The organism is Polyangium mundeleinium, from assembly GCF_028369105.1.
Taxonomy (GTDB): domain Bacteria; phylum Myxococcota_A; class Polyangia; order Polyangiales; family Polyangiaceae; genus Polyangium; species Polyangium mundeleinium.
Genome location: NZ_JAQNDO010000001.1, coordinates 4,843,386 through 4,869,466 on the forward strand (window position 1 = coordinate 4,843,386; position 26,081 = coordinate 4,869,466).

Consider the following 26,081-nt stretch of genomic DNA (forward strand, 5'->3'; position numbering starts at 1 on the left):
TCCCGGGGAGATGCGCACGTCCTGTAAGTCCTCGGGGGGGGTCATCCGTAGGTAAGTCCGGCGGATCGGAGACGCGTGATGGAGCAGCTCGGTGATTACCTCGTCCGGCGCCTGGTCGGCGAGGGGGGGATGGGCAAGGTCTACGAGGGCGAGGAGCGCCTGTCGAAGCGGCGCGTGGCCCTCAAGGTCCTGCACCCCGAGCTCGCGAGGAGTGAGACGGGGCGCAAGCTCTTCGTGAACGAGATGCAAATCCTCGCGCACCTGGAGCACCCGAACGTGGTGCGGAGCCTGGCCAGCATCGAGGCGAACGGCCAGCTCGCGATGGTGCTCGAGTTCCTCGACGGCCGCACGCTGCGCACGGCGCTCGGCGAGGACGGGCGGCTGCCCTGGACCGAGGCGATCCGCATCGTCGCGGCCGTGGCCTCGGCGCTCTCCGCCGCGCACGGGCAGGAGCCGCCGATCATCCACCGCGATCTGAAGCCGGAGAACATCATGATCCTGACCGACGGCACGGTGAAGGTCATGGACTTCGGCATCGCCAAGATGCTGCAGGCGATGAACCAGACGAACACGCAGAGCGTGGGCACGTTGCAGTACATGAGCCCCGAGCAGATCGACGCGCGCACCATCGATCATCGCGCCGACCTCTACGCGCTCGGGCTCGTGTTCTACGAGCTGCTCGCGGGGAAACCGCCGTTCTCGTCGGCCTCGCCGCGGCAGCTCTTGAACCTCCAGTGTACGGCCGAGCCGCCGCCGCTCGAAGCGGACGTGCGGAGCGGCCTGCCGAAGGGCGTCGAGCAGCTCCTCTTCCAGCTCCTCGAAAAAGCGCCGGAGGACAGGCCTTATTTCGCGCAAGACGTGGTCGACAGGCTCGAACCGTTCCAGGTCGCGGCGCCCGCGCCCGCGCGCACGAGCCCCGGCCGCATGAGCGCCCACGGCGCGACCACGCCGCACCAGAAGTCCCCCACGCCCCGCACGATCCCCGAGGCGCCCGACACGAACGACGAGGGCAAACCCGCGACGCGATCGAGTGATCCGCGATCGGATCGGTCCGGCGACGAGGCCAAGGCCCCGCGGCGCGAGAACGCGGGCGCGGGCGCGGGCGCGCGCAAGGACACGATCGCGCTCGTCGATCAGGTGGATCAAGGGCGCGAGGTGCCGATGAAGGTCGCGGTTGGGATCATCGTGGGGCTCTCGCTGCTCGCGGGGCTCGGCGCGTACCTCGTGCGATCGACGCAAGCCGCGGAGGATCCGGCCTCCACGGGGGCGCCCACGGCGACGGCCACGGCGACGACGACGACGAAGAACACGGCGACGGGGAAGGTTCGGGGGCGATGATGAAACGCGCGCGCCCCGAGGCGAGCGGGATCGCGGCCGGCGCGCCGTTGCCGCCGCTCGGGCGCGCGTCGCGTTTCGCCTGCGAGGGCGGGCGCGAGCTCTTCCGGCTGCCCAGCTCGGACGAGGCCGCGGCGCGGAGGCTGCTCGGGTTTGGAGAGGCTTCCATCGGGGGCTTCACGCTCGGCGGCGTGGACGACGAGGGCGTGTGGGTCGTGCGCCGGAAGCTCGGGACGAGCCTCGCGGAGCTCGTGCGCGAGCGGAAGGGGCCGTGGCCGTGGCGTGAGGCGCTCGGCATCACGCTCGCGGTCGCCGAGGGGCTCGCCGCGTGCGAGAAGGCGAGCCTTTTTCCAGGGCCGCTTTCGCTCGAAGGCGTGCACGTGGACGACGAGGGAGCCGTGGTGGTCGCGGCGCCGCGGCTCGTGGGCGCGATCCTGGGCGCGCAGGAGGGCGGCGGATCCCGCGGCGGAACGGCGGAGATCTCGCCGCGCTGGACGCCGCCCGAGCAGGCCGCGGGGGCCGTGTGGGACAGCGCCGCGAATCGGTACGTGCTCGGCCTCTTGCTGTACCGGCTGCTCGCGGGGGAACACCCGTTCGCCGGCGCGGGCCTGCGTCACGCGCTCGACGAGGCCGCGCAGCGCGAGGCGCCGCCGTTCGTGGACGCCGTGGCGCGCGCGCTCCCGACCGGCCTGCAGAGCCTTTGCTTGCGGCTCCTCGATCCCGATCCGGCGCGGCGCCCCGATCGCGCGGTGACCCTCACGCAGGAGCTCGGACGTTTTCTTCGCGGCGAGAGCGCCGAAGCCGCGGCTCCGCGTCCCGCGCGCGACCGCAAGCCCGCCGAGACCCGCGCGCGGAAGGCGGACGAACCCACGGGTGTTCCCGCCGAACGACCGGCTCCGACGCAACGTGCTGCCACCGCGGGAAAACCGATTCCTGCGAAGAACGCCTGGATCTCCGCGGGTTTGCCCATCGGCGCGGGCCTGCTCGTCGCGGCGCTCGCGTTCTCGCGCCTCGCGCCTGCGCCTGCAGAGGCGCCCAAGCAGGAGATCGCGCCTCTCACGCCGATCTCCACCGTCGGCACCACGAGCGAGGCCTGCGCCTCGTGCCACCCGCGCCAGGCTGCGGAGTGGCGCCGCTCGGTGATGGCGCACTCGGTGAAGAGCCCGCTTTTCAACGGCCTGGAGAGCCTCATCGAGGAGCAGGTCGGCCGCGACGAGGATTGCCCGAACGGCGCCGGCATCCTTCGTCGCGTCAATGCCTCGACCGCCTGCCGCAATCGCCAGAGTGGTGTGGCCGTGACCGGCTCGGGCGGCGAGCACTGGTGCGTCAATTGCCACAGCCCCGCCGAGAAGATCGAGCGCCCCTTGCCGGCCTGGGACGGCCGCGTCGGCGGTGATCCTGCAACCCGCAAGCCCGTGCGGGACCTGCTCGGCGCGCAGGGCATCGAGGGCATTTCCTGCGTCTTCTGTCACACCGTGCACGGCCCCGTGGGCGGGCGCGGCGGCGGACGCAGCGGCTATGAGGGAAACCCCACCTGGACCTCGTTCGTCACGGGCGCGGTTTTTCCGGCCAGACCCGAGGACAACCGCGGCCTGTTCGGGATCGCGAATAGCGGCTACGAGCTGCGGAACGAGGAGCTTTTCCTCGAAAATTCGCGCGCGCCGCGCCCCATCGCCTCTGCCTCGGCCGGATCGCCCGACAACGTCGATCCGCTTGTCCACCGCCGCCCGAGCGAGAGCGCGAACGCCTACCTCCGCACGAGCGAGTTTTGCGGGAGCTGCCACGACGTGCGCCTCTTCGGCAGCGACGTCCTCGGCGTGCAGAAGGGCGAGCATTTCAAGCGCCTGCGCAACGCCTACTCCGAGTGGGCCGCCTGGGCCCGCGACGAGGAGCGGCGCGGGAAAACGCCCGCGACGTGCCAGGACTGCCACATGAGCACGTACCCCGGCGTCTGCGAGCCGGGATCACCCGCGAGCGGCGAGGCCGAGCCCGAATGCCCGCCCGGCTCCCATTTCGTCGCGCGCGCGCCCGGCGTGTTCCCCACGGGGCGCTCGGCCGACAACTCGCCCAAGGCGACGAACGTAAGCACGCATTACTTCTCCGGCGTCGATCTCCCGCTCTCCGACGAGTTCCCCAATTCGCTCGTCGACGAAACCACGATCGACGCCCACGGCATCCCGCTCGGCGCGCGCCGCCGTCGCGACCTCCTCCTGCGTCACACCTTCCGCTTCGAGATCGACGGCGCCCGTCGGGGCGGTGCGGGGATCGAGATCCCGATCGTCGTGGAGAACGTGGGCGCCGGGCATCGCGTCCCGGCCGGCTTCAGCCAGGAGCGCGAGTTCTGGGTGCACCTCGTCGTGCGGGATCGCGACGGCAGCGTGGTCTACGAGGTCGGCCGCGTGGGCCGGCCCGACGAGGATCTCCACGACAAGACCTTCGTCCGCGTGAACACGAACCCCTCGTCGCTCGACGAACGCGGCCGCCCGATCGGCCTCTTCGGCGCTGACGTGCGCGACGGCGTCGATGTCCCGCGCTGGTCTCCTCCGCCCGAGCGCGGCGGCACCTCGTTCCGCGGCAAGGGCCTCGTCAACTTCCAGAACGGCTTTTTGCGCTGTGTCCGCTGCATCGGCGTGATCGGCCCCGACGGGCGTTGCGAGCCCGGTCCGGGGCAAGGGTTTTTCCGGGCCGATCGCTTCGATGACGGTGACTACGACATCGACACGGGCGAGTGCCGTTCGAACCTCTCGCTCGATCACGCGCTCTTCGAGACGTATTTCCCCGTCGGCGCGCTCGACGCGTCGAGGGGCCAGGTGCGCGGGCCCGACGCCATCGTCGACACGCGATCGCTGCCGCCGAACGTGCCGATCCGATTCACGTACGACCTCGACGCCGGCGCGCGCCGCGGCCCCTTCCGCGTCGAGGCGCGCCTGCTCTTCCGCGCCTTCCCGCCCTTCTTGATCCGGGCCTTCGCCGCGTACGAGCGCGAGCAGTCGCGGCGCGGCCTGCGCCCGAACGGGCCGAACGTGACCGAGGACATGCTGCGTCGGCTGGAGATCGTCGAGCTCGCGCGCGCCGACGTGGAGGTGCCGTGACCTCGGGTTCGCCCGCGACCTCGGGAGAGCGCGCGGCGTGGCCGGCAGCGGTGTGGGAAGCGCCGGTGTTTCGTGGCCTCGACGCGCGCGCGCGCCGCGAGATCGAGGACGCAGGGCGCATGCTCTTGGTGGCCGAGGGCGAGGTCGTCTACCGCGCGGGGGCGGCGGCGCCTGCGTTTTACGTGGTCGCCGAGGGAATGGTCGCGCTCTCGGCCGTGCGTCGCGGCGAGGATCACGAGAGCGAGCTGCGCGCGGCGGGCAAGGGCGCGTCGTTCGGCGAGGAGGCGACGGCGTTCGGGGCGCGCAGCGCGACGGCCACGGCGCGCGCATCGTCGCGGCTTTGCGAGGTGCCGGCGCACGTCTTCCAGCGCGCGGCGGCGCGCAGCGGCAAGGCCGAGGTCGCCGAGCGGCTCGAGCGTATCCTGCGCCGCGCTGCCACGCGCGACTTGCTCCACACGATGGCCTTCGCCCGCGCCCTCGATCCCGAGGATGTCGACGTCTTGCTCGACGCGGCCCGTTACCAGCGCTTCGAGCGCGGGCAGCCCGTCTACCGCGAAGGCGATCCCTCGACGGACCTCCTCCTCGTCGCGGACGGGATGATCCAGATCCAGACCGACGACGGCGAGCGCCTGCGCGTCCGCGCCTACCTCGGCCGCGGCGATTTTTTCGGTGATGCGGAGATCGAAGCCGGCACGTCGCGCCTCTCCAGCGCCGTCGCGAGCGGCCCGTCGCTGCTCATCGCCATCGACGCGCGCACGTTCCGCGGCATCACGGCGCGTCATCCGGATCTCTTCGGCGCGCTCCGGCGCATCGCGCTCGATCAGCAGACGTCACAGCGCGCCGTGATCGGCCGCGCCGCGGAGAACGCCACGCAGCACGCGTTTCGTGATCTGTACCGGCTCAAGGTCGCTCGATCGCTGCTCGTCATCGACCTCGAAACCTGCGTGCGTTGCGGGCATTGCGCGTGGGGATGCGCGGAGATGCACGGAGAAGCGCGGATCGTGCGGCGCGGCGACAAGATGGTGGCGCGGGTCGAGGCGCGATCCGAGGCGCCGCGCAGCTTGCTCCTGCCGAACTCGTGCCAGCACTGCGCGAACCCGAGCTGCATGATCGACTGCCCCACGGGCGCGATCGGCCGCGAGCCCGACGGCGAGGTCTTCATCCGCGAGGCGCTCTGCACGGGCTGCGGCGCGTGCGCCAAGGCCTGCCCCTGGGACAACATCCAGATGGCCGCCCGCCCGGCCGAGACGCCGCGCCCCGCGGGCGGCGCTTACCCCGACGTCGCCGTGAAATGCGACCTCTGCCGCGGCTACGAGGGCCCTGCCTGCGTGCAGGTTTGTCCGACCGGATCGATCTTCCGCATGAACCCGAGCGAGGAGCTCGCCGACGTGCGCGACATGGGGTTCGGGGCGGAGGGCGCCGCAGGGCGACCCGGAGCCCCGAGCGTCAACCCGCTGCTCGGCGGATCCGCGGCCCGCGCCGAGGTGCAGAAGCAAGGCGCGAGCGCGGCCGGCCTCGTCGCGGGCGGCGCGATCGCGGGCGCGGCCGTCGGCGTGGTCGGCATGATCATGCACGCGCGCGGGCTCTTTCGTGCGGATGCGGGCCTCGGCGGCGCCGCGGGCATCCTCGCGGCCGTGGGGTTCGTCCTGCTCGTCCTGTACGCCGTGCCGAAGCGCCTCGTGCGCCTGTGGATGCGCAAGCGCGCGGGCGACGAAGCTGCCGAGCCGCGCACGCCCGTCGCATCGCGCGTTCGTCCGCAGCTCGCGATTCACCTCGCGCTTGGCCTCGTCACGACGGGCCTCGTCTTCGCGCACGCGCCGATGCACCCGATTGCCCCGTCCACGGCGGGCGGCGCGCTCCGGCTCGTCTTCCTCGCGAGCGCGCTCGTGGGCGGCCTCTCGGCGCTCGCGTATGCCTGGATCCCGCGCCGCATGGCCCGCATCGAGCGCTCGGCCGCGCTGCCCGAGGACTTCGCCGCCGCGCGCAGGGATCTCGTCGACCGGCTCTATCGCGAGGTCAGCGGCAAGAGTGATCTCGTGAAGAAGATCTTCGACAAGATCCTCGTGCCGTTCGCGATGAGCTCCGCGGGGCCGCTCCTCTTGCTCGCGTCGGGTCGGACGCTGCGGCAGGAGGAAGAGGTCTTGCGGGCCCGGATCGAGCGGGTCCTCGAAGGGCGCGGAAAGGAGCGGCTCGCGGGGCTCGACGGGCTCGTGCGGATCGTCGTGGAGCTCCGCGCGCTGCCTGCGCAGAGGCTCCTCCTTCGGCTGCTCCGCGTGGGGCTGCCGCTCCACATCCTGACGTTCGGCATGGCGATGGCGCTGCTCGTGGTGCACGTGGCGGCCGTGATGAAGCGGTGAGGGGAGGCGATCCTTCGATGGCCGATCGTGATCGTCGGGACGAACCATCCGCGGGCAAACCTCCTGCCGCGTTGCCCACGCTCTACGCGTCGCCCCTCGGGGACGCCCGTGATCGTGCCGCCGTCCCGCGCGAGCTCGCCCGCGGCCGCGCCGCCAAGCGGGCTGAAAAGACCTCCGACGTCACCCGCTTCCGCGGCGTCCTCACCGCCACGATCGTCGCCGCCGCCGCCGCGGGCCTCTCGGCCTTCCTCGTTCCGCCCCCCGGCGGCCACGCCTCGCCCGGCCCGCTCTCGCGCCCGCATGCGCGCGCCGAGAGCGTCACCTGCGCGAGCTGCCACGGCACCGCCGCGGCCGAAAAACGCCCCGACGAAGCCTGCGCCACGTGCCACGGCGCCCACGCGCCGCGCCGCCGCCCGCACGAGCGCCTCTTCAAATCCGGCGCCATGCGCTGCTCGACCTGCCATCCCATCCACCAGGCCGATCAGGGCGTCGCCTTCGTCCCCGGCGAGCCTCCCATCCGCTTCGCCCCCGGCGTCGAGCGTGTCCTCGACGACGCGCCGCCCGCGCACATCCAAGCCACGGTCCCCATCGTCACCGCCGCGAGCTGCAAGGGCTGCCACGACCCGCGCTCCCCGCGTGATCCCATCTCCCGCTGCTTCGCTCCCGGCACGGAAAAGCTCGGCCCCGACAAACCGTCCCTCTGCTTCGACGAACATCAAACGGCATTGCCGCCGGACACGCCCGAACGCCCTGGTTCGCAGGCTCGCGGTCGTGTTTGCGCCGCGCAGCACGGCGAGGATCGCCCCGTCGCCTGGGACGCCGCGCGTGACGTCGCCCTCGCCGTCCCCAAGCTCGATCGCCCTGCGACGAGCGCTCTCTCGTGGCTCTGGCTCGGCACCGGCACGCTCGCGTTTGCCCTCACGCTCGGCCTCGTCCGCGGCTCGGGCGCCCTCCGCGCGCGCCGCCGCAAGGCCCAGGACAAACCCCAGGCCGCCGAGGCGCTTCTCAAGCCCCAAACCCGCGTCCGCCTCCCGCAGATCGACACCCAGACCTGCCTCGGCTGTTATGCCTGCGTCGACGCTTGCCCGTACGACGTGCTCGAGGTCCAGAAGTACGTCGCCGTCGTCGTGCGCCCCGAGGCCTGCTGTGGCCTCACGCTTTGCGAGCAACGTTGCCCGAACGGCTCGCTCCGCATCAACGACGGCGACACCATCGGCGATCGCCCGCGCATCGACGACGCCCTCCAGAGCCAGGACACCCCCGGCCTTTTCCTCGCCGGCGACGTGACGGGCCTGCCGCTCATCAAGAACGCGATCCTGCAGGGCGCCCACGCCGTCGAGAAGATCGCCGCGGGCCTCGCAGCGGAAGGGGCCTGGACGGGCGGAGGCGAGCGCCCGAAGGACCTCGTCATCGTGGGCGCGGGCCCCGCGGGCATCAGCGCGGCCCTCCGCGCGAAGGAGCTCGGCCTCTCGTTCGAGGTCATCGAACAAGGCTCGGTCGCGCAGAGCATCCGCAGCTTCCCCCGCGGCAAGCTTGTCTTTGATCAGCCGCTCGACCTGCCCCTCACGGGCAAGCTCTGGCTGAAGGAATCCACCAAGGAAGAGCTCCTCTCGCACTGGATGCGCATCATCCGCAAGGAAGAGCTCCCGATCCGGCAGGACACGCGCATGACGGCCGTGACGCGCGAGGAAAGCGGCAAGCTCTTCCGCGTCGGCACCGAGCCGCGTGAAGGGGGGCCGCCACGGGACATCCTCGCCCGCCGCGTCCTCTTGGCCATCGGCCAGCGCGGCACGCCCCGCAGGCTCCCCATCGAGCTCTCACCCGAGGTCGAGGCCCGCGTGCATTACCACCTCGCCGACGCCCGAAGTTTTGAAGGCAAACGGGTCCTCGTCGTTGGCCTCGGCGACGTCGCCATGGAGATCGCCGTCGCGCTCGCCCGGCAGCCCGGCACCACCGTCACCGTCATCCACCGCGGCCCGACCTTCACGCGTGGCAAGTCGCGCAACATCGACGAGGTCAAGCGCATGCACGCCGCCGGCCGCCTGAGCCTGCGCTTCGAGACCGAGATCGCCGCCCTCGCCCCGGACGCCGCCACCCTCCGCGCCCGCGGCCGTGACGAGCGCGTCCCTTCCGACGCCGTCTTTGTCCTCATCGGATCCATCCCCCCCTGGGACACCCTGAAGGCCTGCGGGGTCCGGGTGGCCGCAGAAGCGCACATCGGACCAGATCGTTCTCCCTCGATCTTCGTCCAAGGACCCACTGGCGCACCGTAAGCTCGTGCTCGCGAGCACCGTTGTTGCAGGCGCCGATGCTCGATACCCGGAGAGAGCCATGAAATCGTCCCGCGTCGCCGTCCTCGCCTTCGCAGGCATGCTGCTCACGAGCTTTTCCGTCTACTCGTTCACCCCTCCCGGCGGCCTGCCGTCCTCGCCCGAGCCCACCATCGGCGCCGAGATGACCGAAGAAAATTCCACGACCGAGAAGGCGATCGACGCGACGAACCAGGTCGAGCTCGCCCACTTCACCGCGGGCTCGACCGTGATGATCGACGGGCGCATGGGTCACCCGAAGGTCCTCAAGAATGCCCGCGGCGATACGTTTCTCATGCTCGAAGCCCGTGCGAACGCGGGCGAGCGCGCGCAGGCCGCGCCCCAGGTGAACCTCTCCATCGTCATCGACCGCTCCGGCTCGATGAAAGGCACGCGCCTCCGCAACGCCATCAACGCCGCGATCGGCGCCGTCGAGCGCCTCCACGACGGTGACATGGTCTCGGTCGTCACGTTCGACACGCGCACCGAGGTCGTCGTCCCCGCCGTCGTCATCGGCCCCTCGACCCGCGGCTCGGTCGTCTCGTCGATCTCCGGCATCACGCTCGGCGGCGACACCTGCATCTCCTGCGGCATCGAGACCGCCATGGCCGAGATGAACCGGTCGAGCGACGGCCGCATCAGCCGCATGATCGTCCTCAGCGACGGCGACGCGAACCACGGCTTGAAGGACGTCCCCGGCTTCCGTAGCCTCGCGCAGCGCGCCCGCGACCGCGCCATCGGCATCTCCACGGTCGGCGTCGACGTCGATTACAACGAAAAAATCCTGTCCGCGATCGCCGTCGAATCGAACGGCCGGCATTATTTCGTCGAGAACGACGCCGCGCTCGCCCGTGTCTTCGAGGGCGAGGCCGAGGCGCTCACGCAGGCCGTCGCGAGCGGCGCCGAGGTCGACATCGATCTCGCCCCCGGCGTGGAGCTCGATCGTGTCTTCGATCGCTCCTTCCGGCGCAGCGGCAATCGCGTCACCGTCCCGCTCGGCACCTTCAGCGGCGGCGACGTGAAGACCGTGCTCGTCAAGCTGCGCCTCCCCGCGAATTCGAATGGCGAGCTCGCCGTCGCGACCGTCGACATGCGCTACAAGGATCTCGTCAAGAACGAGGACGGCCGTTGCAGCGGCAAGCTCGGCGTCGAGGTCGTCGACACGGACGCGAGTGATCTCGACGCCGTCGTCGCCGGCCGCGTGAACCGCAGCGAGACCGCCTCCGCGCTCGAAGAGGCGAACCGCCTGTTCGAGCAAGGCAAGGTCGTCGAGGCCCGCCGTCGCATCGAGAGCCGCGAACAATCCCTGCGCGACTCGGCCGCGAAGGCCAAGACCGCCGCCCCCGCCGCCCGCGCCGCCGACGTCGCCTCGGACTTCGACCGGCAGCTCGCCGTCGTGCAGCAAGCGCAATCCGGCTTCGCTGCGGCCCCGGTCGCCGCCGCCACCGCCGAGCCCGTCGCGGGCCCGTTCGCTACGCCTCCCCCCGCGGCGGCGCCGATCGCTACCACCGAGTCGCGCCAGGGCCGCAAGGCCGTCCGCTCCAACCAGGAAGCGGCGACCAACATGGGCTTCTGAACGGCTTCAGCCGTCCGCGCCCGTCTCCGCCCTCGTCGCCGCCAGCTCGAACTCGTTCGTCTCGCCCGGCTGCCGCGACGAGGGTCGCAGCCGCCCCGCCAGGTCCTCGAGACCCGCCAGCGCGAACGACGACGACAGGACCGCCGCCCCGCGGCTGAACGCGCGATCGTTTGCCTCCATCGCCACCCGCTTTTGCCGCAGCGTCGCCTCGGCCTCGCGCGCCTCGCGCGCCACCGCCGCGAGCGCTTTGTCCAGCGGCGGCAGCTCCAGCTCCAGCTCCTCCGCGAACGCCTCCCGATCGAGCGAGAGCCCTCGCCGCCGCGGCGCCGGCAGCCGCACCGACTCGTCGCGCAGCGCGTCCAGCACCGAACGCCCGATCGTCGCGAGCACCGAGGGATCCGTCGGCACCGCTTCCAGCAGGTGCAGCCGCGGCAGCCCCGCCATCCCGCACGTCGTCTCCACCGCCGCGCGCAGATCCACCAGGATCCGCCGCACCTTCTCGACCGCCTCGTCCCGCGCCTTGCGGGGCGCCGCGTCGTCGGCGAGCTCCCGCTCGTGGGCCGCGTCGGCGCGCACGAGCGCCTCGTTCTCCGTCGCGATGAGCCTGCCGACGAGGCGCAGGAGGAGCGCCACGTCCGGCATCTCCTCGTCGGGCCGGAGGTGCGGCGAGAGCAGCTCGGCGATACGTCCCGCCACCTCGTTTGCGTGCGTGTGTGCTGCCGCGGTCACGGAGCGCGCGGACTTCTGCCGATCGGTGACGGCCTTGGATGCCATGCGGGGAAAGGACCTCCTCGACCGCGGCATCATGGCCCCCGGAGGCGCCTCGTGGCAACGTTCGGCTTGACGCCCTTCGGCGTTTGGTGCTTTGCACGGGTCCTGCCGTGCCCACGAGAGCCCCGTCTTCCCCCGGGCGTCGCCGCCGCCGCGCGTCGTCCCCAGCGTCCTCCGAGGCCGGCGTGTTGTCCCCGTCGTCGCCTCCGGCGCCGTCGCCCAAAAAGCCTCGCGCGCCCCGCGCGCCCCGCACTCGCCTCTCGCCCCGCGGTCGCGCGGCCCTCTTCGCGATCGCGGGCGCGGCCGGCACGGTGGGCCTCGCGCTCCTCGCCCTCGTCCTCGGCTACGGCCACCTACACGCCCCGGACGCGGGCACGACGGTCGAGCTCGACTGGCCGTCTGGCCTCGACAGCGACCAAGCCGCGGCTCTGCTCGCCCGGCATGACCTCGTCCGCAGCGAGGGCGCGATGGCCATGTTCCTGCGCACGACGGGCGGCACGAGCGCGTTCGTCCCCGGCCCGCACATCCTCCCGCAGGGCCTCGATCCCTGGGATCTGCGTCACCTCCTCGAACGCTCGCCGAAGCGCCCCACCACGCGCGTCACCATCCCCGAGGGGTTTCACCGGTTCGACATCGCGACGCGCCTGGACAAACTCCGCGTCGCGGGCAAAAACGCCTTCCTCCGCGCGAGCGCCGACCCGCTCCTGCTCGACGAGCTCGGCATCGAGCGCAAGGGCGCCCTCGGGATCGAGAGCGCCGAGGGATATCTCTTTCCGGCGACGTACGATTTCTCGCTCGACTCCGATCCCCGCGAGATCGTCCGTCGCCTCGTCACGGAGGCCGATCGCCGCTGGGCCGCGCTCGCGACACAACACGCCGCGGGCTTCGCGTCGCTCCGCAATACGCTCGGGTATGGCCGGCGCGAGATCTTGATCCTCGCCTCGATCGTCGAGAAGGAGGCGGTCCAGGCTGACGAGCGCCCGCTCATCGCGAGCGTCTTTTTGAACCGCCTGCTCGATCCCACGTTCAAGCCGAAACGCCTGCAATCCGATCCCACAGCGTCGTATGCTTGTTTTTCCGAGCCCGACGTCGTCCCGGCCTGCGCCGGGTTTACAGGCAAGATCACCCCGGCCATCAACCGGGACTCGAAAAATCGATACAGCACGTACGTGAACGACGGATTGCCGCCCGGTCCCATCGCGAACCCCGGCGCTCCGTCCATCGAGGCCGTGCTCGCGCCCGCGGCGACGAAATACCTCTATTTCGTGGCCAAGGGAGGCGGCCGGCACACCTTCAGCGAGGCGCTCGACCAGCACAACGAGGCCGTCCGCAAGCTACGCGCGACCTCGCCGAGCGCCGAGAGACCCGAATGAACCCCCCCGATCGAAAGCGCCAAACGTTCGTCTCGAAAAACACCCTGCGGCTCGCCTGTCTCGTGGCCGCGCCGATGCTCGTGGCCTGCTCGGGCGCCACCGCCCCCGACGGCTCGGCGCCCGCCTCGACGACCATGACGGCCGCTGCGCCCGCGTCCGCCTCCGCCGTCGCGCCCGCGCCTGCCTCCGCTGCCGCGCCCGCCTCCGCTGCCGCGCCCGAGCCCGAGCCCGCCGCGTCTGCGTCCGCGGCCGCTTCTGCCTCCGCGGCCGCCCCGGAAGCGCCGCCGCCCGAGGCTGCGCCGCTCCCGGCCGTCAAGGTCAAGAACATCGGAATGCACATCGGCGGCGGGCCGAACGACGACGCCACGAAGGCGCCGTTCAACCGCTCGGTCGAGCCCCATTTCGACGAACTCCGCCGCTGCTTCGCCAAGGTCGAGGATCAAAAGAAGGGCGGGGATTTCGGCGTCGACCTCCTCGTCGACGGCAAGGGCGGCAAGGCCCAGGTCTCGCACCCCCGCACCGCGCTCAAAGGGGAGGGGTTCGTGCCGTGTGTCGTCGGCGTTTTCGAAGCCATCGAATTTCTACGGCCGAAGGGCGGTAAAAAAACGATGGTCAGTTACTCGATTCGCTTCACGCCCTGACGGCGCGGCCGCGCCTACCTTGTCGCGCCTCGCCTTCGCGGCATACTGCCCGCTTCGATCCACCCTTCTTCTGCGAGGTCCTCGACATGCGCTTGCTTTCTCGATTGGCGGTTCTCCGTTCGGCCCTCCTCTTCTCGGGCCTCGTCTCGTTGGCCGCTCTCGGCCCGCTCGCCTGCGCGGCGAGCAACGACACACCCGGCACTGGAGGCGAGGGGGGCGACGGCGCCCAGGGCGGGTCGGGCGGGTCGGGCGGCACGATGGTCGGGCCGGGCGGAGCCGGCGGAGCGGGCGGCGCGGGCGGGATGATGGCCGGATCCGGGGGCACGGGCGGGTCGGGCGGCAGCGGTGGCGGCGGCAGCGGGGGAATGGGCGGCGGGCAAAATGGGACCGCGACCAAAATCGTGAGCGTGTTCGGCGGCGGCAGCGCCGTCCTCGCGGCCGAATCGGATCTCGAATCGGGAGCGATGAAGTCGACGCCCTGGCAGGACCAGACCCAGGACGTGATCGGCCTCGCCTCCGACGGCACCGGCACCGGCATCTGCGTGCTCCGATCGAGCGCGTCGGGCGAGCTCCGCGTGGCCTTGTATTCGGCCGGGGCGTGGTCGCCCGGGCTCGGACAACCCGTGCCGGCGCTGGAGGCGGGCCTCGCGAGCCAGGGCGGGCCGCAGATCGCGGGGACTGCGGGCGTGGCGCACCTCGTCTACAAGGGCACGGACGGTTCTTATTATTATGGCCGTCGCCAGAACGATTCCTGGGTGAGCAAAAAGGAGCCGATCACCGCGAACGGCCAGCCCTCGTCCGGCCCGAACCCGCCGGCCGTGGCGGCGCTCGGCAATGCGCCCGTGATCGCGTTCGTCGGCGCAGATGGGACGTTTTACGATCAATCGAGGAGCGGCGGCGCGTGGTCGGCCGCCACGCCGCACGCGATTGCCGGCAAGGCCGCGAGCGCGACGCCGGGCATCGTCGCGCTCGCGTCCGGCCCGGAGCTCGTCGCGGTCTTCGCGAACGAGGCGGGCAGCCTGCACTGGCTCTCGCGCAAGGGCGCCGTGTGGACGAGCCCCCAGTCCATCGAGGGCGCCTCCTCGCTCGATCAGCCGATCCTCGCGCCTCTGCCCGGCGGCGGCGCGTTGCTCGCGTATCGAGGCACGGATCAGCGCCTCTACACGGCGCGGCTCTCGACCGGCGACGCGCCCACCTGGTCGACCCCGGCGCAGGGCGCGGGCGGCAAGAACCCGGTCCTCCTCGCGCCGCCGGCCCTCACGCGCGGCGGCAAGGGCGCCGAGGCTGAAATGATTTACGCGGACAACCTGAACACCGTGTATTCGACGCGCCTCGTCGGGGGCGCGTGGCTCACCCCCACATTCGCGGGCAGCGCCTCGGGCCGGCTCGCGATCGCCACCCTGCCTTGACCCGGGCGTGCTAGCGTGCCGGCCCCATGGCCCACGCGCTCGACGACCTGCAAAAGGCCCGCACCGGCGGGTGCCTCCTCCTCCGCGACAACACCTGGAGCGATTGCGCCATCGACGGCATGCGCGGCGATTTTCGCCGCCTCACGGCGCAGGGCACCCGCGGCTTCTGCAACGTGAATGCGGGGCGCCACCACGTCGTCACGACCCACGATGACGAGCCCATCGTCCTCGATCTCGTCCTCTACCCCGGCGAAACGCTCGTCCGCAGGCTCGACGTCGACGAGCGCGAGTTCGTCCTCGACGATCCCGAGACCGAAAAGAAATACCTCGCGCTCGCCTCGGGCGGGAATCGCGGGGCCATGGCGAGCGCGCTCGTCGATTACGAAAAGGCGATCATCGCCGCGCGGGGCCGCGCGTCCGAGCTTTTGCCCGACGAGCTGGCGCGGCGCGTCGGCGGCGTCTTCGTCACGGCCGCGGAGCAGGCGGCCCTTGGGGTCGATCAGGGCGTGCTCATGGAGCAGACCTACAAGGCCGGCCTCGAGCTCATCGGCCACATCATGCTCTTTTCGCACATCCAGAAGCTCGTCGGCCTCTTCTCCATGTCGGCGTCGAAGCACGCCATGGAGGGCCATTACGAGCTCGCCGCGCGGATCACGCTCCTCGGCCTCTCCATTCTCCCGGGCGAGCCCTGGCTCCTCGACCTCTTGGCGAACCTTTATTCGGACGGAGGCGCGCCGGTCTCGGCCCTCCCGTTCAGCGAGGAGGCGCTCCGGCGCGCGCACGTGCTGCCGGAGAAGCTCGCCCAGCAGCTCCGGGCGAGCCATGCGGAGATATCGGCCGCGGCACGGGGAAGTTGACGGGCGAGCTTGACAGGGCGGCGCGCGGTTCGTAGATTACGAGGTACCGGTCCGGAAGAAGGAACCGCCGTTCCACCGACCGACGAGTCACGGCGGGTCGCCCTCGGGCGACGACGAACAACCCCAGCGCTGCACGTGACTCGCATTGCGGAGCGACGGCTCCGAAATGGCGATTTCCGCGCGGCATAGGGGGTCCCGCGTGAAACGAACGGAAATCGATGCCCTGGTGCGCGCGCACCGGGGGCGGGCTCGTCCCGTGGCTTTTTTGCACGTCCTTCGCCAGTCGCGACTCGACGAGGACGATCAATCCTTCTTGCGCGAGAACGTCTCCGAGCTCGGCGTCCCCGATTTGCTCGCCTGGCGCGCCCGCTGCGAGCCGGGCTTCACCGGCGCGGTTCTTCGCGCGCTCGCCCGGATTGCGCTCGAGGAGCCGTCGCAATTCGAACACGAGGTCCTCGACGCGCCCCGATTCTCCCTCCACGACGAGGAGTGGATCGAGCTCGCCGACCTCACGCGCGGCAAGGTCCCGCCGCGTATCTTCGATCGAATCGCCGCCCGCCGCGTCCGCATCGAGGCGCCCCAAGAAAAGGAGAGCGCGGCGCTCCCGAGCGACGATTTCGACCTCGCCGGCTTCCTGGAGTCGAGCCTCGACGAAATCGCGCCCACGGGGCCCGGCCTCGCGACGCCGATCGACGCCTCGCTCGCGCCGGAGGCCATCGTCGAGCGCGCGCGCAATGCGTGGAGCGCGGAGGAGCGCGTCCTGCTGCTCGAATGGGCCGCCGCGCACGGCGTGCCCCGAAAGCCGCTCGTGGAGATCGCCGTCGCCGCGGTGCGCGCGGGCGAGATCGATCCGCGGCTCCGGGCCTTCCTCGCCGCGCAGGTCGGCACGCGCGCAGCCTGGGACGCGCACGGGCAGGACGTCGTGCTCGCGCTCCTCGATCGGAGCGCGTATTCGTCCCTTTCGGAGATTTGCGCGCTCGTGTGGAGTGCGGCCCGCGGCGCGCCCGCGGTGCGTGGCGTCCCCGGACGCGACGAGCCGCAGGGCTTGCTCTCCGCGATGAGCGCGGCCTTCGCCGCGGCGCTCGTCCACATTGCCCGTGAATCCCTGGTCGCGTCCCTGCCTGCGCGCGCGATGGCCGCCCTCTCGGCGCTCGCTTGCCTCACCCCGCCGCCGCGCCTCTCGCGGACCATTTTCGACCTCCTCCGTGCGCCCGGCGTCGCGGGCGAGGTCCTCGCGCTCGTCGAGCTGAACGTGCGGCTCGTCAAGCATTCGAGCGCCCGGGATGCCTCGTTCGAGAGCATCGTGGCCGCCATTCATTGCCTCGCCGACGCGGGGCCCGAGGCCTGAGGAGGTGGCGACATGGCATTCGTCAACGTCCCCTCGCGGGAGATATTTCTCAAGATCGTGTACTACGGCGCGGGTTTGTGCGGAAAAACCGCAAACGTCGAGCACGTCCACGCGCGCGCCCCCCAGGCGGCGCGGGGCAACCTCGTCTCCCTGAAGACCGAGAGCGAACGGACGCTCTTCTTCGATTTCATGCCCCTCGAAGTTGGGCAGATCCGCGGGTATCGCGTCCGGCTGCACCTCTACACGGTGCCGGGGCAGGTCTTTTACAAGGCGAGCCGCAAGCTCATCTTGAAGGGCGTCGACGGGCTCGTCTTCGTCGTCGATTCGCAATCCGCGCGGCTCGAAGCCAACCTCGAGGCCCTGGAGGATCTCGGCGACAACCTCGCGGAGCTCGGCGAGTCGCTCCGCGAGATCCCGTGCGTCGTGCAGTACAACAAGCGTGATCTGCCCGAGATCGAGCCCGTCCCGCGCCTCCGGGCCTTGCTCAACCCGATGGGCGCGCCGGAGGTGGAGAGCGCTGCGAAGAGCGGCGTGGGCGTGATGGAGACGCTGCAGGCGGTGTCGCGCGGCGTGCTCCAGCGGATGGGCGGCCGGAAGGTGGCCTGATCAGGCGGCCGGTCGCTCGGCCCGCGTGAGCGCCGTCCGGATCGCCCAGGTGGCGAGCACCGCATTCACCAGGAAAAACCCGAGGAAGAGCCACCGGCCTGAGACCTGGGCGGCGCGCGCGTGCTCCGCATAAAGCGCCGCGAAATCGACGGCCGTGATGCGCAGGACCTCGCGCACGACCGTCGTCCCGAGGATTACGAAAAACAGCCCCGCCGAGGCGATCCCCAGCCACTTCCCTCGGTTCGCCTCGGCGCGATGCAGCCCGACGAACCCCACGCATTCCACGACGACGCCGACCACCGCCGCGACAAACCACGGCAAGGCCATGGGCCCGACCGCGTGCGCCCTCGCGGCGGGCCCCACGAGCATCGCATATCCCGCAGCGCAAGCCCCCGCGACGACGAGCCCGCCGAGCCCGATCCGCGCGATACGCTGGAACGTTGCCTTGTCCACGGGAACGCCGGCGCGCTCCCGCCGATGGAGCTGCCAGCCGAGCAGCGCCGCGAGCGTCGGCAATGCGCCGAGCGTCCAGAGGAGCATGCGCGGCAGGATCTCGCGGTTCTCGTAGATCATCGACTTCGACGCGTACATCGGCGCCCACGCGTTCTCGCTCCGCGCGAGCAGGTAATTTTCGGTCCACGAGAGCGCGGTGAACAGGAAACTCGCGAGCGCGCCCGTCGTCACGAGCACCCGGAGCCGCGGCCGCGCCTTCACGAACGCCGTCTTCTGCGCGTAGAGCAGGTAAAACCCGACGATGAGCGCTGGCAGGATGAGCATCCAGCGGTGGAAGAGCAAAAGGTTCGCCGTGTAAAACGCCTTTTTGTAGAGGATCTGGATGAAGAGGAGCGGCGCGATCCCGGCCGTGATCGCCGCCGAGAGCGCGAACGGGAGCCAGTCGCGGAGCAGGTCCGCGAGCACGTCGCTCGTGCCTGTTTTGCCGCGGATCTGCCGGACGAGGAGGACGCCCGTCCCTGCGAGCACGTAGTTCATGAACACCACGTGCGAGACGAGCGTGAGCACGTACGTCGCGAGGTAAAACGCGGTCGGCCCGGGAAAACCGAAGGGGAAGGGGGCGTCCATGGTTACCTCTTTTTCTCCGCGGCGGTCGTGTATCCCGGCGCCGTACCCGCCTCGTCGAGCCAGCGCTTGATTTGCGCGAGCGTGGCCGGGTCGTTCGTGACCTCGAAGTCCTTGGGCCGCGAAGCCGATTCCCACTCGATGAACCGGACGAGCGCTTCGAGCTCCTCCGGCGTGCCGGCGAACGGCGGCATGAACGGTTTCGTGTGCTGGAGCTTCGCCACGTTGAGCCGCGTCTGCTCCGCCGTCCACGTGCCTGCGAGGTGCACGATCCCATTCACGCCGCCCACCGTGTGGCAAACGCTGCACTGAAACCGGTAGACCTTCGCGCCGAGGCGCACCTGATCGTTCGGGTAATCGGCCGCGTCCCGCAGCGGGTAGGGATCGCCGGTGACCGAGCCCTTCTCCCGCATCGTCACGATTTCCGCGGGCGTCATGGCGTTCGAGTAGAGCGTCTCGCGCACGGTGAAGGGCTTGCGCGCGCCCTCGCGGACAAACTCACCGCCCGCGGTCGCCGCGAACCCGAGCACGAGGAGCAAGGACGCGGTCGCGCTGTTGATGTAGAGGCGGCGCAGGAGCAGGCCGAAGATCGCGTACAGCCCGACGAGCAGCGAGGCGCCCGCGCCAAGGCCGAAGAACATGCTCATCGCGGGGCTGCCGCCGAGCACCCAGCTCCGGCTGTCCTTCGGCATCGCGAAGAGGTACCAGGCGCCGAGCAGCGGCATGAGCGCCATCGGCGCGAGGAGCTGCGCCGCCCGATGCAAGAGCTCCTTTTGCTCGTCCCGTTCGAGCGAGGGCGAGGCGCTGATGACGAGCGCCGCGACGAGGGCGGCGATGGCCATGGCCGCAAACGTGCGGAAGAAGAGCGAGGGCCAGAACGTGGGATTGAAGAACCCGGCCCAAAGATCGCCGCTTTCGAGCCAGGCGCCCGGCGTGAGCTGCCACGAGAGAATGCCGTTGATCCAGAACAAGCTGAACCAGGCCGCCGTCGTGTAGAGCCCGAGCAAGAAGAGGCGCGAGCGCCCGTCGAGGCGATCGCCATAACGGTAGAAGCAATATCCCGCGATGACTTCGAGCGAGAAAAACGTCCACTCCGTGGCCCACACCCAGTGGAACGTGTCGACCATGAGCCCGATCGTGCGCGGGCTCGTCTGGATCGAGGTGAACCACATGCCGACGCCGGTCAGGGCGCCGACGACGAAGCTCACGAGCACGAGCAGCTTGAAGTAGCCGCTCGTGAAACGCCGAGCGAGCGGGGGTTTGGGGGCAGAGCTCGGCTCGTCCGAGCGGAGCCCCCTGCTCCCAACGGTGAGTTTGCCCTTGCCCGAGAGCCACTCGAAATACGTCATCAGCACGCCGCCGCCGATCGCGAACTGCGCGAGGAAGACGTGGAAGATGCCGAGTCCCCCGATGACCAGGCCCTTCATGAGCGGGCCGAAATCGTTCGTGGGATAGTAGGGGACGCCGAGCGATGAGGTATCCACGGTGACGAGGACGATGTAAGGGGTGCCCTGCGCCCTTTTCAACGGCAAAGTTGCCGCATCCCGGCACATTCGCCGCGGCAGGTTGCCACGGGGAGCGGCGGGCGCGCGTTGGATCGTCCGAGCATCTCCGTTCGTCCCGAGACCTGCTATCGTGCGCGCCCGTGCCCGCCCGGTGGTTCGTCCTGGTCGTCGCCCTCGCTGCACTCCCGAGCTGCAAGGCGAGCTCGAACGACGAGCAAACGCCCGCGCCGCCGCGCCCGAGCGCGTCCGTCGTGTCGTCTTCGGCGCCGATGCCGGAGGGCGGGGTCGGGCCGGCGAGCGCGACGCGAGAGGACGCGGGCGCGGCGCCGGATGCGGCGCTCGTCGACGACAAGCCGCTCCACCACACGACGCAGGAAGAGCTGCTCGCGCTGATCTCGATCACGCCGGGGAAGAAGTGGCGCAAGCGTGAGCCGGGCGAGTTCTTGCGGCGGTACGTCGGACCCGACGGGCCGGGACAAACGAACCAGGGCAACCCCGCGCTCGCGCGGCACGTGATTTCCCGGGCGCAATGCCTCGAAGGGCTGCGCGGCGTGACGCTGCAGACGGAGGCGCAACGGGAGGCGTGCGGCGGGCACGAGAACATGGTGCCGATCTACGCGGGCGGCGACGCGGAGAAGGCGAAAGCGTGCATCGACGTTTTCGAGTACCCGAACCGCCCCTGCGAGCTGCCCATGGTGTGGGTGCCGCCGGCCCACGCGGCGGCGCTCTGCGAGATGCAAGGAAAACGGCTTTGCACGCAGGACGAGTGGGTCCTCGCCTGCCGCGGTGATCCCGGGGGAGGGGAGTCGAGCACGTACGCGTACGGGAGCGAGCTCGACCTCGACATTTGCAACACCAACAAACCCGCGGCCAAGTGGTCGGACAAACCCTGCGATCCCCGGACGATCGACACGACCTGGGCGACGTGCGCGACGAACACCGAGCCGTCGGGCTCGTACCCGCGGTGCCGCTCGCGGTTCGGCGTCTTCGATCAACACGGCAACGTGGCCGAGGCGATGACGCGCTTCGATCCCGAGGAGGACAAGGTGGTCTCGCAGCTCAAAGGCAGCGCGTTCTTTTACGTCGACGTGGCGCGGAGGCTCGACGAGCCGCCGCGGCGCGAGGTGTACTCGGACCACTGCGCGCACGACCCCCGCTGGCACGTGCAGCCGATCCGGAAGGCGTTCCACGTGAACTACCACCTCGGCTTTCGTTGCTGTTACGCGCGCGGCGGGCGCTCACCGGCGCGATAGTCGTTCGAGGCGGGCGCGCGCCACGCGCCCGAGCGTGGTGATCCGGCGGAAGGCCGCATTGCGGGTGATCCCGAAGCGCACCGAGAGCTCGTCGAGCGTCGCGCTCTCCAGGAAATACGCGACGAACAGAGCGCGGTCCTCATCCGTCATCGAATCCAGGGCCGCGTGGACGAGGCGCGCGGCGTGCGTCTGCTCGTCGACGGAGGACCCGGGCGCGGGGGCCAGGTCGAGCCCGCGGTGGCCGAGCTTTTCAACCCGATGGCGGCGGAGGCGGAGGAAGTTCTGGCTGAGCTGCCAGGTGATCCCTTCGAGCCAGGCGCGCTTGCGCCCCTCCGAGGCGTCCTCGACCTCGTGCCAGCGCGAAAGGGCGACGAAGAAGGCATGCTGGACGAGATCCTTCGCGTCCTCCGGCAGGACGCCCATGCGGCGGAGGCGCCGGCGAAGGGAGATGACGGCGTGCGCGTAGAGCCAAGCTTGCTCCTGCGCGAACGGATTGCGGGGAGGAAGGGGGGCCACATACAGGAATTTGTCGACCCATGCGACGTTCTTAAAATAAATGCGTTTTTTGCACGGGCCGAATTCGCAATATGGATTGCCGAAATTGTCCCGGAAATCGTGGCCCGCTCAATCCGTGCCTTCGAGCTCCAGGAACGACACGTGCCCCGCGCGATCCCCCGCCACGATGGACCGCGCCCCCGGCCCCGCCGCCAGGGCCTCCACCGGCTCGCGCACCACGAGCCGCGCCACGGAACCCCCGGTCGCGAGATCCCATACCCGGATCGTTCGGTCCTCTGACGCGCTCACGAGGTGCCGCGCATCCCCGAGCCACGCGAGGGCCCCCACGGGCGCCCGATGCCCGGCGAGCACGCGGACCACACGCCCCGCGCCCAGATCCCATACCCGGATCGTGTGATCCTCCGACGCGCTCACCAAAAAGCCGCCGTCGGCCGACATCCCCACCGCCCGCACCGCCGCCTCGTGCCCCACGAGCTCGCTGACCTGCGCCGCCGAGCCCACGTCCCACAACACGACCTGCCCATCGGCGCCGCCCGCCGCGAGCCGATTGCCCACGAGCGCCCCGCAGAGGGGCTCCTCGCGGCCCGTCCCATAAGTCCGCACCCGCTGCCCCTCCGTGAGATCCCACGCGGCGAGCGCACCCTCCTGGCTCTTCGTGATCACCCGCGTGCCCCGCTCGTCTACGAGCAACGGCGCGCACAGCGGGACGCCCTCGCGCCCGAGCGACATCGTGCCCGGCCCGCGCCCCGGCAGGTACGAGATCACCCACGCGAGCTGCCCCGTCGCGACGTCCCACACCCGGAGCGAGCCGTCGACCGACGCCGAGATCACGCGCTTTCCATCCGGCGTGACGGCCACGCCGTGCACCCACAAGGCATGCCCTTCGAGCACGGCATGCAGCGCGCCTTGCCGCGCGTCCCAGATGCGCAGCGTGTCGTCGAACGAGGCCGACACCACGAACGAACCGTCCGGCGTCGCCGCGAGCGCGCTCACCCGCGCGTGATGCCCTCCGGGGACCCCGGGCGCCACGTTCGTCCCGAGATCCCACACGCGCACCGTACGGTCTTCCCCGCCGGACACGACGGTCCGCCCGTCCGGCGTCAGCGCCACGGCTTGCACGCCCTCCGCATGGCCGTGCAGGACCCCGAGCGGGATCCGCGCGTCGAGATCCCACATGCGCACCGTGTGATCCCACGATCCCGAGGCCAAAAAGCGCCCGTCCGGGGTCATGGCCACGCTCGTCACGCCGTCGGTGTGGCCCGCGAGGAGCTCGGGCGGGCTGCCTTCGAGGGGCGCCCAGCAAAGCACGGCGTCCTCGTGCGAGGCCGCCACGAGGACCCGCCCCTCCGCCTTCATCGCCACGGCCGAGCGTGGGGAGCCGGGCGCGTCGGGCGCATTTTCGACGCGCCCCGCATCAACGTCCCATAGCCACAACGCCTCGTCGTCCTCGCCCGCGGACACGCAAGACCGACCGTCCGCCGTAATCGCCACGCCATGCACGCCGCCCACGTGTCCGTGCAGCGTCCGGACGAGTTCGCCGGTCGAGAGGCTCCACACGCACACGGTCCCGTCCTCGGAGGCCGACACCACCGTGCCCGCGTCCTCCGCGAGCGCGACCGCATGCACCACGCCCGTATGCCCGCGCAGGTGTCGCGTTACCCGCGCCGTCGCCAGATCCCACACGAAGAGCGAGCCATCCGCCGCCCCCGACGCTGCCGTGCGCCCATCCGCCGAGACCACGACCCCGCGCACGGCCGACACGTGCCCCGTCAGCACGAAGAGCGCCTGCCCGGCTTCGAGATCCCACACGCGCACCGTCCGATCGTCGGAGGCCGAGAGCGCGAGCCGCCCGTCCCGCGTGATTGCGACGGCATTCACCTTCGCCGCGTGCCCTTCGAGCACACGCGCGGAAACCTCCCCGCGGCGGCTCGTCCTCGACCGCACCCGGATCCACGGCGAATGCCGCGCCGCCAAGGCCCCGTCGAGCGCCTCGGTGAAATTCGCCCCTTCGAACGCCTCGGCCCGCGCCCGGAGCTGCTGCAAGAAAAACGCAGGCTCGCGCGACGCATCCCAGCCGACGAGCGCGTTCGCCTCGAGCTCCAGCGCGCCGCGCATCGACGCGACCCCCCGGGCCCCCGCCGCCCAGGCCGACGAGGCCCGCACGTCTGCAAGCACAGCCGCGATGCCTCGCTCGGCGACGTCGCGCTCGATGCTCCCGACGTCGCCGAGCGCGCGTTCGAGGTGCGCCGCTGCCTGGACACGGAGTTCGTCCCGAAATACGGGATCGAGCGCGCCCTCCACGAACGCCCGGACGTCCGGCCAGAGCCTCGCCTGACCGGCTTTGTCCACGTCCACGAGGTTCGTCGCCGCGAGCGCCCGGACCGCCGCCTGGATCGGCTCTCCCGCCCGTCGCCCTTCCAGCCAGGCGAGCCGCGTCGCCGGCACGAGCGCCTCTCCCTTGCCCATCGAGAGCAGCGCGAGGAGCCGCCGCGCCTCGCCTTCGGGCACGTCGTCCCACCCGAGCTTCAGCACGGCCGCGCGCGCCGCCGCGACCTCCGCGCCCGCGAGCCGTCGCGCGAGGTCTCCGGCCGAGCGACCGGGCCGCCGCGCGAGCCAGCCCGCCGCGATCGACACCAGGAGCGGATTCCGCGCGAGCGCCCCGCACACCCGCCGCGCAGCCTCCATCTCCTCCGCGTCGGGCATCTCCAGCCCGGAGAGCAGGAGCTCGACCCGCGCCTCCTCCGCGAGCGGGCCGAGATCGAACGTGGGGAGCACGAGGTTCCCCGGCGGCGCGCGCATCGTGAACAGGAGCCTGCACGCGAGCTCCGCCGGGACGAACCCGAGCACGCGCGCCGAGAGCGCGCTCGGAGCCGGGACGCCGTCGATCACGAGCAACGCATCTGGCCGGAGACGCAGATGCTTGGCGAACGCCTGGACGAGCTGCCTTCTCCGATCGGAGAGCGGCCCCTCGGCCCGGAGCCCGATCGCCGTGGCGAGCGCCGCGAATCCCTCGTCGCACCCCGAAGGCGCGTCGACCCAATACACGCCCCCTGGATACGCGTGCTGGTATCGATTCGTATAAGCGAACGCGAGCGCCGTCTTTCCGATCCCGGATCGACCGCAGACGCCAATCGCGCGTTCTTCCCCCTGCAGCACCGCGTGCAGGAGCTCGAGCTCCCGCGCGCGTCCGACGAACGCCGGCCCGAGAGGCCGGCGGACGAGAAATGGCACGGGCGCAAACGAGCGAGTCGGCATGTGGTTTCGACGCGGACATGAGAATGCGTCCGTGTCGCCGTCATCATGCCCTGATCCCGCGCCTCCGTCGAGCGCCGCGGAGCAGAATCGTTGGATGTGCAAGCATTGGACAAACGATTCGCAAAGCATGGCGTCGTGAACCTGTACGCCAATGGTGGAATCGGCAGGCCACCTCGGCATTCGCGCCCGCGCTCGCGCTCGTTTGTGTTTCCTGTATCCTCGCCCCTGTGCTTCCCCTCCGCGCCATCTTCTCGGGCAAGCGCGTCGCCCTCCGCGCGCCCCGCGTCTCGGACGCGCCGCGCATCGTCGAGATTCGCACCCGGTCGAGAGAATTCCTGCGAGCCTGGGTGCCCGTGCCCGGCCCGGACGAATTCGACGTCGACCTCGCGCGTACCCGTCTTCTTCGGGATCGCCGTGATATCCGCGCCGACCGCCACTACCGATTCTGCATGACCCTCGGCGAGGACGGGCCCGTCATCGGCCGCGTCGCCCTCACCCAGGTCTTTCGCGGCATCTTCCAGAGCGCGTCTCTCGGCTACTGGGTCGACGTCGAGCACCATGGACAAGGCTTCACCACGGAGGGGGTAAGGCTTGCGCTCGACGTCGCCTTTCGCGAGATCGGCCTGCACCGCATCCAGGCCGCCATCATGCCCCACAACGCCGCGAGCCTCGCCGTCGCCCGCAAGTGCGGCCTCCGGCACGAAGGCCGCGCCGCGCGGTACCTCCAGATCGACGGCGCGTGGCAGGATCACCTGCTCTTCGCCGTCACCGCGGAAGACTGGCCCGCCGCGCCGCGGTGAC

The 26,081-nt window shown here is 70.9% G+C and carries 18 protein-coding genes; 13 read left to right on the forward strand and 5 right to left on the reverse strand.

From position 1 onward, the window contains the following. Positions 1-78: 78 nt before the first annotated feature. From POL67_RS19405 to POL67_RS19425, 5 genes are read left to right on the forward strand one after another with little or no spacing between them, the layout of a single operon-like run. Positions 79-1,338 (forward strand): serine/threonine protein kinase, encoded by a 1,260-nt coding sequence (locus POL67_RS19405; protein WP_271919095.1) that lies wholly within the window; start codon positions 79-81, stop codon positions 1,336-1,338. Further along, a complete protein-coding gene (locus POL67_RS19410; RefSeq protein WP_271919097.1) occupies positions 1,335-4,427 on the forward strand; it encodes a serine/threonine-protein kinase in 3,093 nt (1,030 codons plus the stop codon). The genes POL67_RS19405 and POL67_RS19410 overlap by 4 nt, the downstream gene beginning before the upstream one ends. Further along, positions 4,424-6,784 carry a cyclic nucleotide-binding domain-containing protein gene (locus POL67_RS19415; RefSeq protein WP_271919099.1) on the forward strand — a complete coding sequence of 787 codons (2,361 nt, stop codon included), beginning with the start codon at positions 4,424-4,426 and terminating at the stop codon, positions 6,782-6,784. The genes POL67_RS19410 and POL67_RS19415 overlap by 4 nt, the downstream gene beginning before the upstream one ends. Before the next feature lie 17 nt (positions 6,785-6,801). Beyond that, positions 6,802-9,057 carry an NAD(P)-binding domain-containing protein gene (locus tag POL67_RS19420; protein WP_271919101.1) on the forward strand — a complete coding sequence of 752 codons (2,256 nt, stop codon included), beginning with the start codon at positions 6,802-6,804 and terminating at the stop codon, positions 9,055-9,057. A 58-nt stretch (positions 9,058-9,115) separates the two neighbouring features. Then, positions 9,116-10,669, forward strand: coding sequence for a vWA domain-containing protein (locus POL67_RS19425; protein WP_271919103.1), 1,554 nt, complete (start codon positions 9,116-9,118; stop codon positions 10,667-10,669). Between the two features lie 6 nt (positions 10,670-10,675). Here the strand turns inward: POL67_RS19425 and POL67_RS19430 are convergent, their stop codons facing one another. Continuing rightward, positions 10,676-11,443, reverse strand: a complete 768-nt coding sequence (locus POL67_RS19430; RefSeq protein ID WP_271919105.1) for a hypothetical protein — start codon at positions 11,441-11,443, stop codon at positions 10,676-10,678. Between the two features lie 308 nt (positions 11,444-11,751). On the opposite strand from POL67_RS19430, the gene mltG reads away from it, so the two are divergent. From mltG to POL67_RS19460, 6 genes are all read left to right on the forward strand, one after another. Further along, complete coding sequence (mltG, locus tag POL67_RS19435) at positions 11,752-12,813, forward strand: endolytic transglycosylase MltG (RefSeq protein ID WP_271919107.1); 1,062 nt, start codon at positions 11,752-11,754, stop codon at positions 12,811-12,813. Next, complete coding sequence (locus POL67_RS19440) at positions 12,810-13,454, forward strand: hypothetical protein (RefSeq protein WP_271919109.1); 645 nt, start codon at positions 12,810-12,812, stop codon at positions 13,452-13,454. Before mltG ends, POL67_RS19440 begins: the two co-directional genes overlap by 4 nt. 86 nt (positions 13,455-13,540) lie before the next feature. Beyond that, entirely contained in the window at positions 13,541-14,863 is a 1,323-nt protein-coding gene (locus tag POL67_RS19445; protein WP_271919111.1) for a hypothetical protein, read from the forward strand. Positions 14,864-14,889: 26 nt separating this feature from the next. Beyond that, a complete protein-coding gene (locus POL67_RS19450; protein ID WP_271919113.1) occupies positions 14,890-15,720 on the forward strand; it encodes a hypothetical protein in 831 nt (276 codons plus the stop codon). A gap of 199 nt (positions 15,721-15,919) precedes the next feature. After that, positions 15,920-17,068 carry a hypothetical protein gene (locus tag POL67_RS19455; protein ID WP_271919115.1) on the forward strand — a complete coding sequence of 383 codons (1,149 nt, stop codon included), beginning with the start codon at positions 15,920-15,922 and terminating at the stop codon, positions 17,066-17,068. A 12-nt stretch (positions 17,069-17,080) separates the two neighbouring features. Continuing rightward, positions 17,081-17,674: a GTP-binding protein gene (locus POL67_RS19460; RefSeq protein ID WP_271919117.1), complete on the forward strand. Its 594-nt coding sequence runs from the start codon at positions 17,081-17,083 to the stop codon at positions 17,672-17,674. Here POL67_RS19460 and POL67_RS19465 read toward each other — a convergent pair whose 3' ends face one another. Together POL67_RS19465 and POL67_RS19470 are read right to left on the reverse strand one after the other, a co-directional pair. Further along, positions 17,675-18,754 (reverse strand): hypothetical protein, encoded by a 1,080-nt coding sequence (locus POL67_RS19465; protein WP_271919120.1) that lies wholly within the window; start codon positions 18,752-18,754, stop codon positions 17,675-17,677. Positions 18,755-18,756: 2 nt separating this feature from the next. Beyond that, positions 18,757-20,235 carry a c-type cytochrome gene (locus tag POL67_RS19470; protein WP_271919122.1) on the reverse strand — a complete coding sequence of 493 codons (1,479 nt, stop codon included), beginning with the start codon at positions 20,233-20,235 and terminating at the stop codon, positions 18,757-18,759. A 161-nt stretch (positions 20,236-20,396) separates the two neighbouring features. Here POL67_RS19470 and POL67_RS53665 point away from each other — a divergent pair, with 161 nt between their 5' ends. Next, entirely contained in the window at positions 20,397-21,509 is a 1,113-nt protein-coding gene (locus tag POL67_RS53665) for an SUMF1/EgtB/PvdO family nonheme iron enzyme (RefSeq protein WP_271919124.1), read from the forward strand. On the opposite strand, the gene POL67_RS19480 is transcribed toward POL67_RS53665, so the two are convergent. Together POL67_RS19480 and POL67_RS19485 are read right to left on the reverse strand one after the other, a co-directional pair. Then, positions 21,495-22,025 carry an RNA polymerase sigma factor gene (locus POL67_RS19480; protein ID WP_271919125.1) on the reverse strand — a complete coding sequence of 177 codons (531 nt, stop codon included), beginning with the start codon at positions 22,023-22,025 and terminating at the stop codon, positions 21,495-21,497. The two genes, POL67_RS53665 and POL67_RS19480, sit on opposite strands and share 15 nt — an antisense overlap. A 108-nt stretch (positions 22,026-22,133) precedes the next feature. After that, positions 22,134-25,280, reverse strand: coding sequence for an AAA family ATPase (locus POL67_RS19485; RefSeq protein WP_271919127.1), 3,147 nt, complete (start codon positions 25,278-25,280; stop codon positions 22,134-22,136). Positions 25,281-25,507: 227 nt separating this feature from the next. On the opposite strand from POL67_RS19485, the gene POL67_RS19490 reads away from it, so the two are divergent. Continuing rightward, positions 25,508-26,080 carry a GNAT family N-acetyltransferase gene (locus POL67_RS19490; protein ID WP_271919129.1) on the forward strand — a complete coding sequence of 191 codons (573 nt, stop codon included), beginning with the start codon at positions 25,508-25,510 and terminating at the stop codon, positions 26,078-26,080. Position 26,081 lies beyond the last annotated feature (1 nt).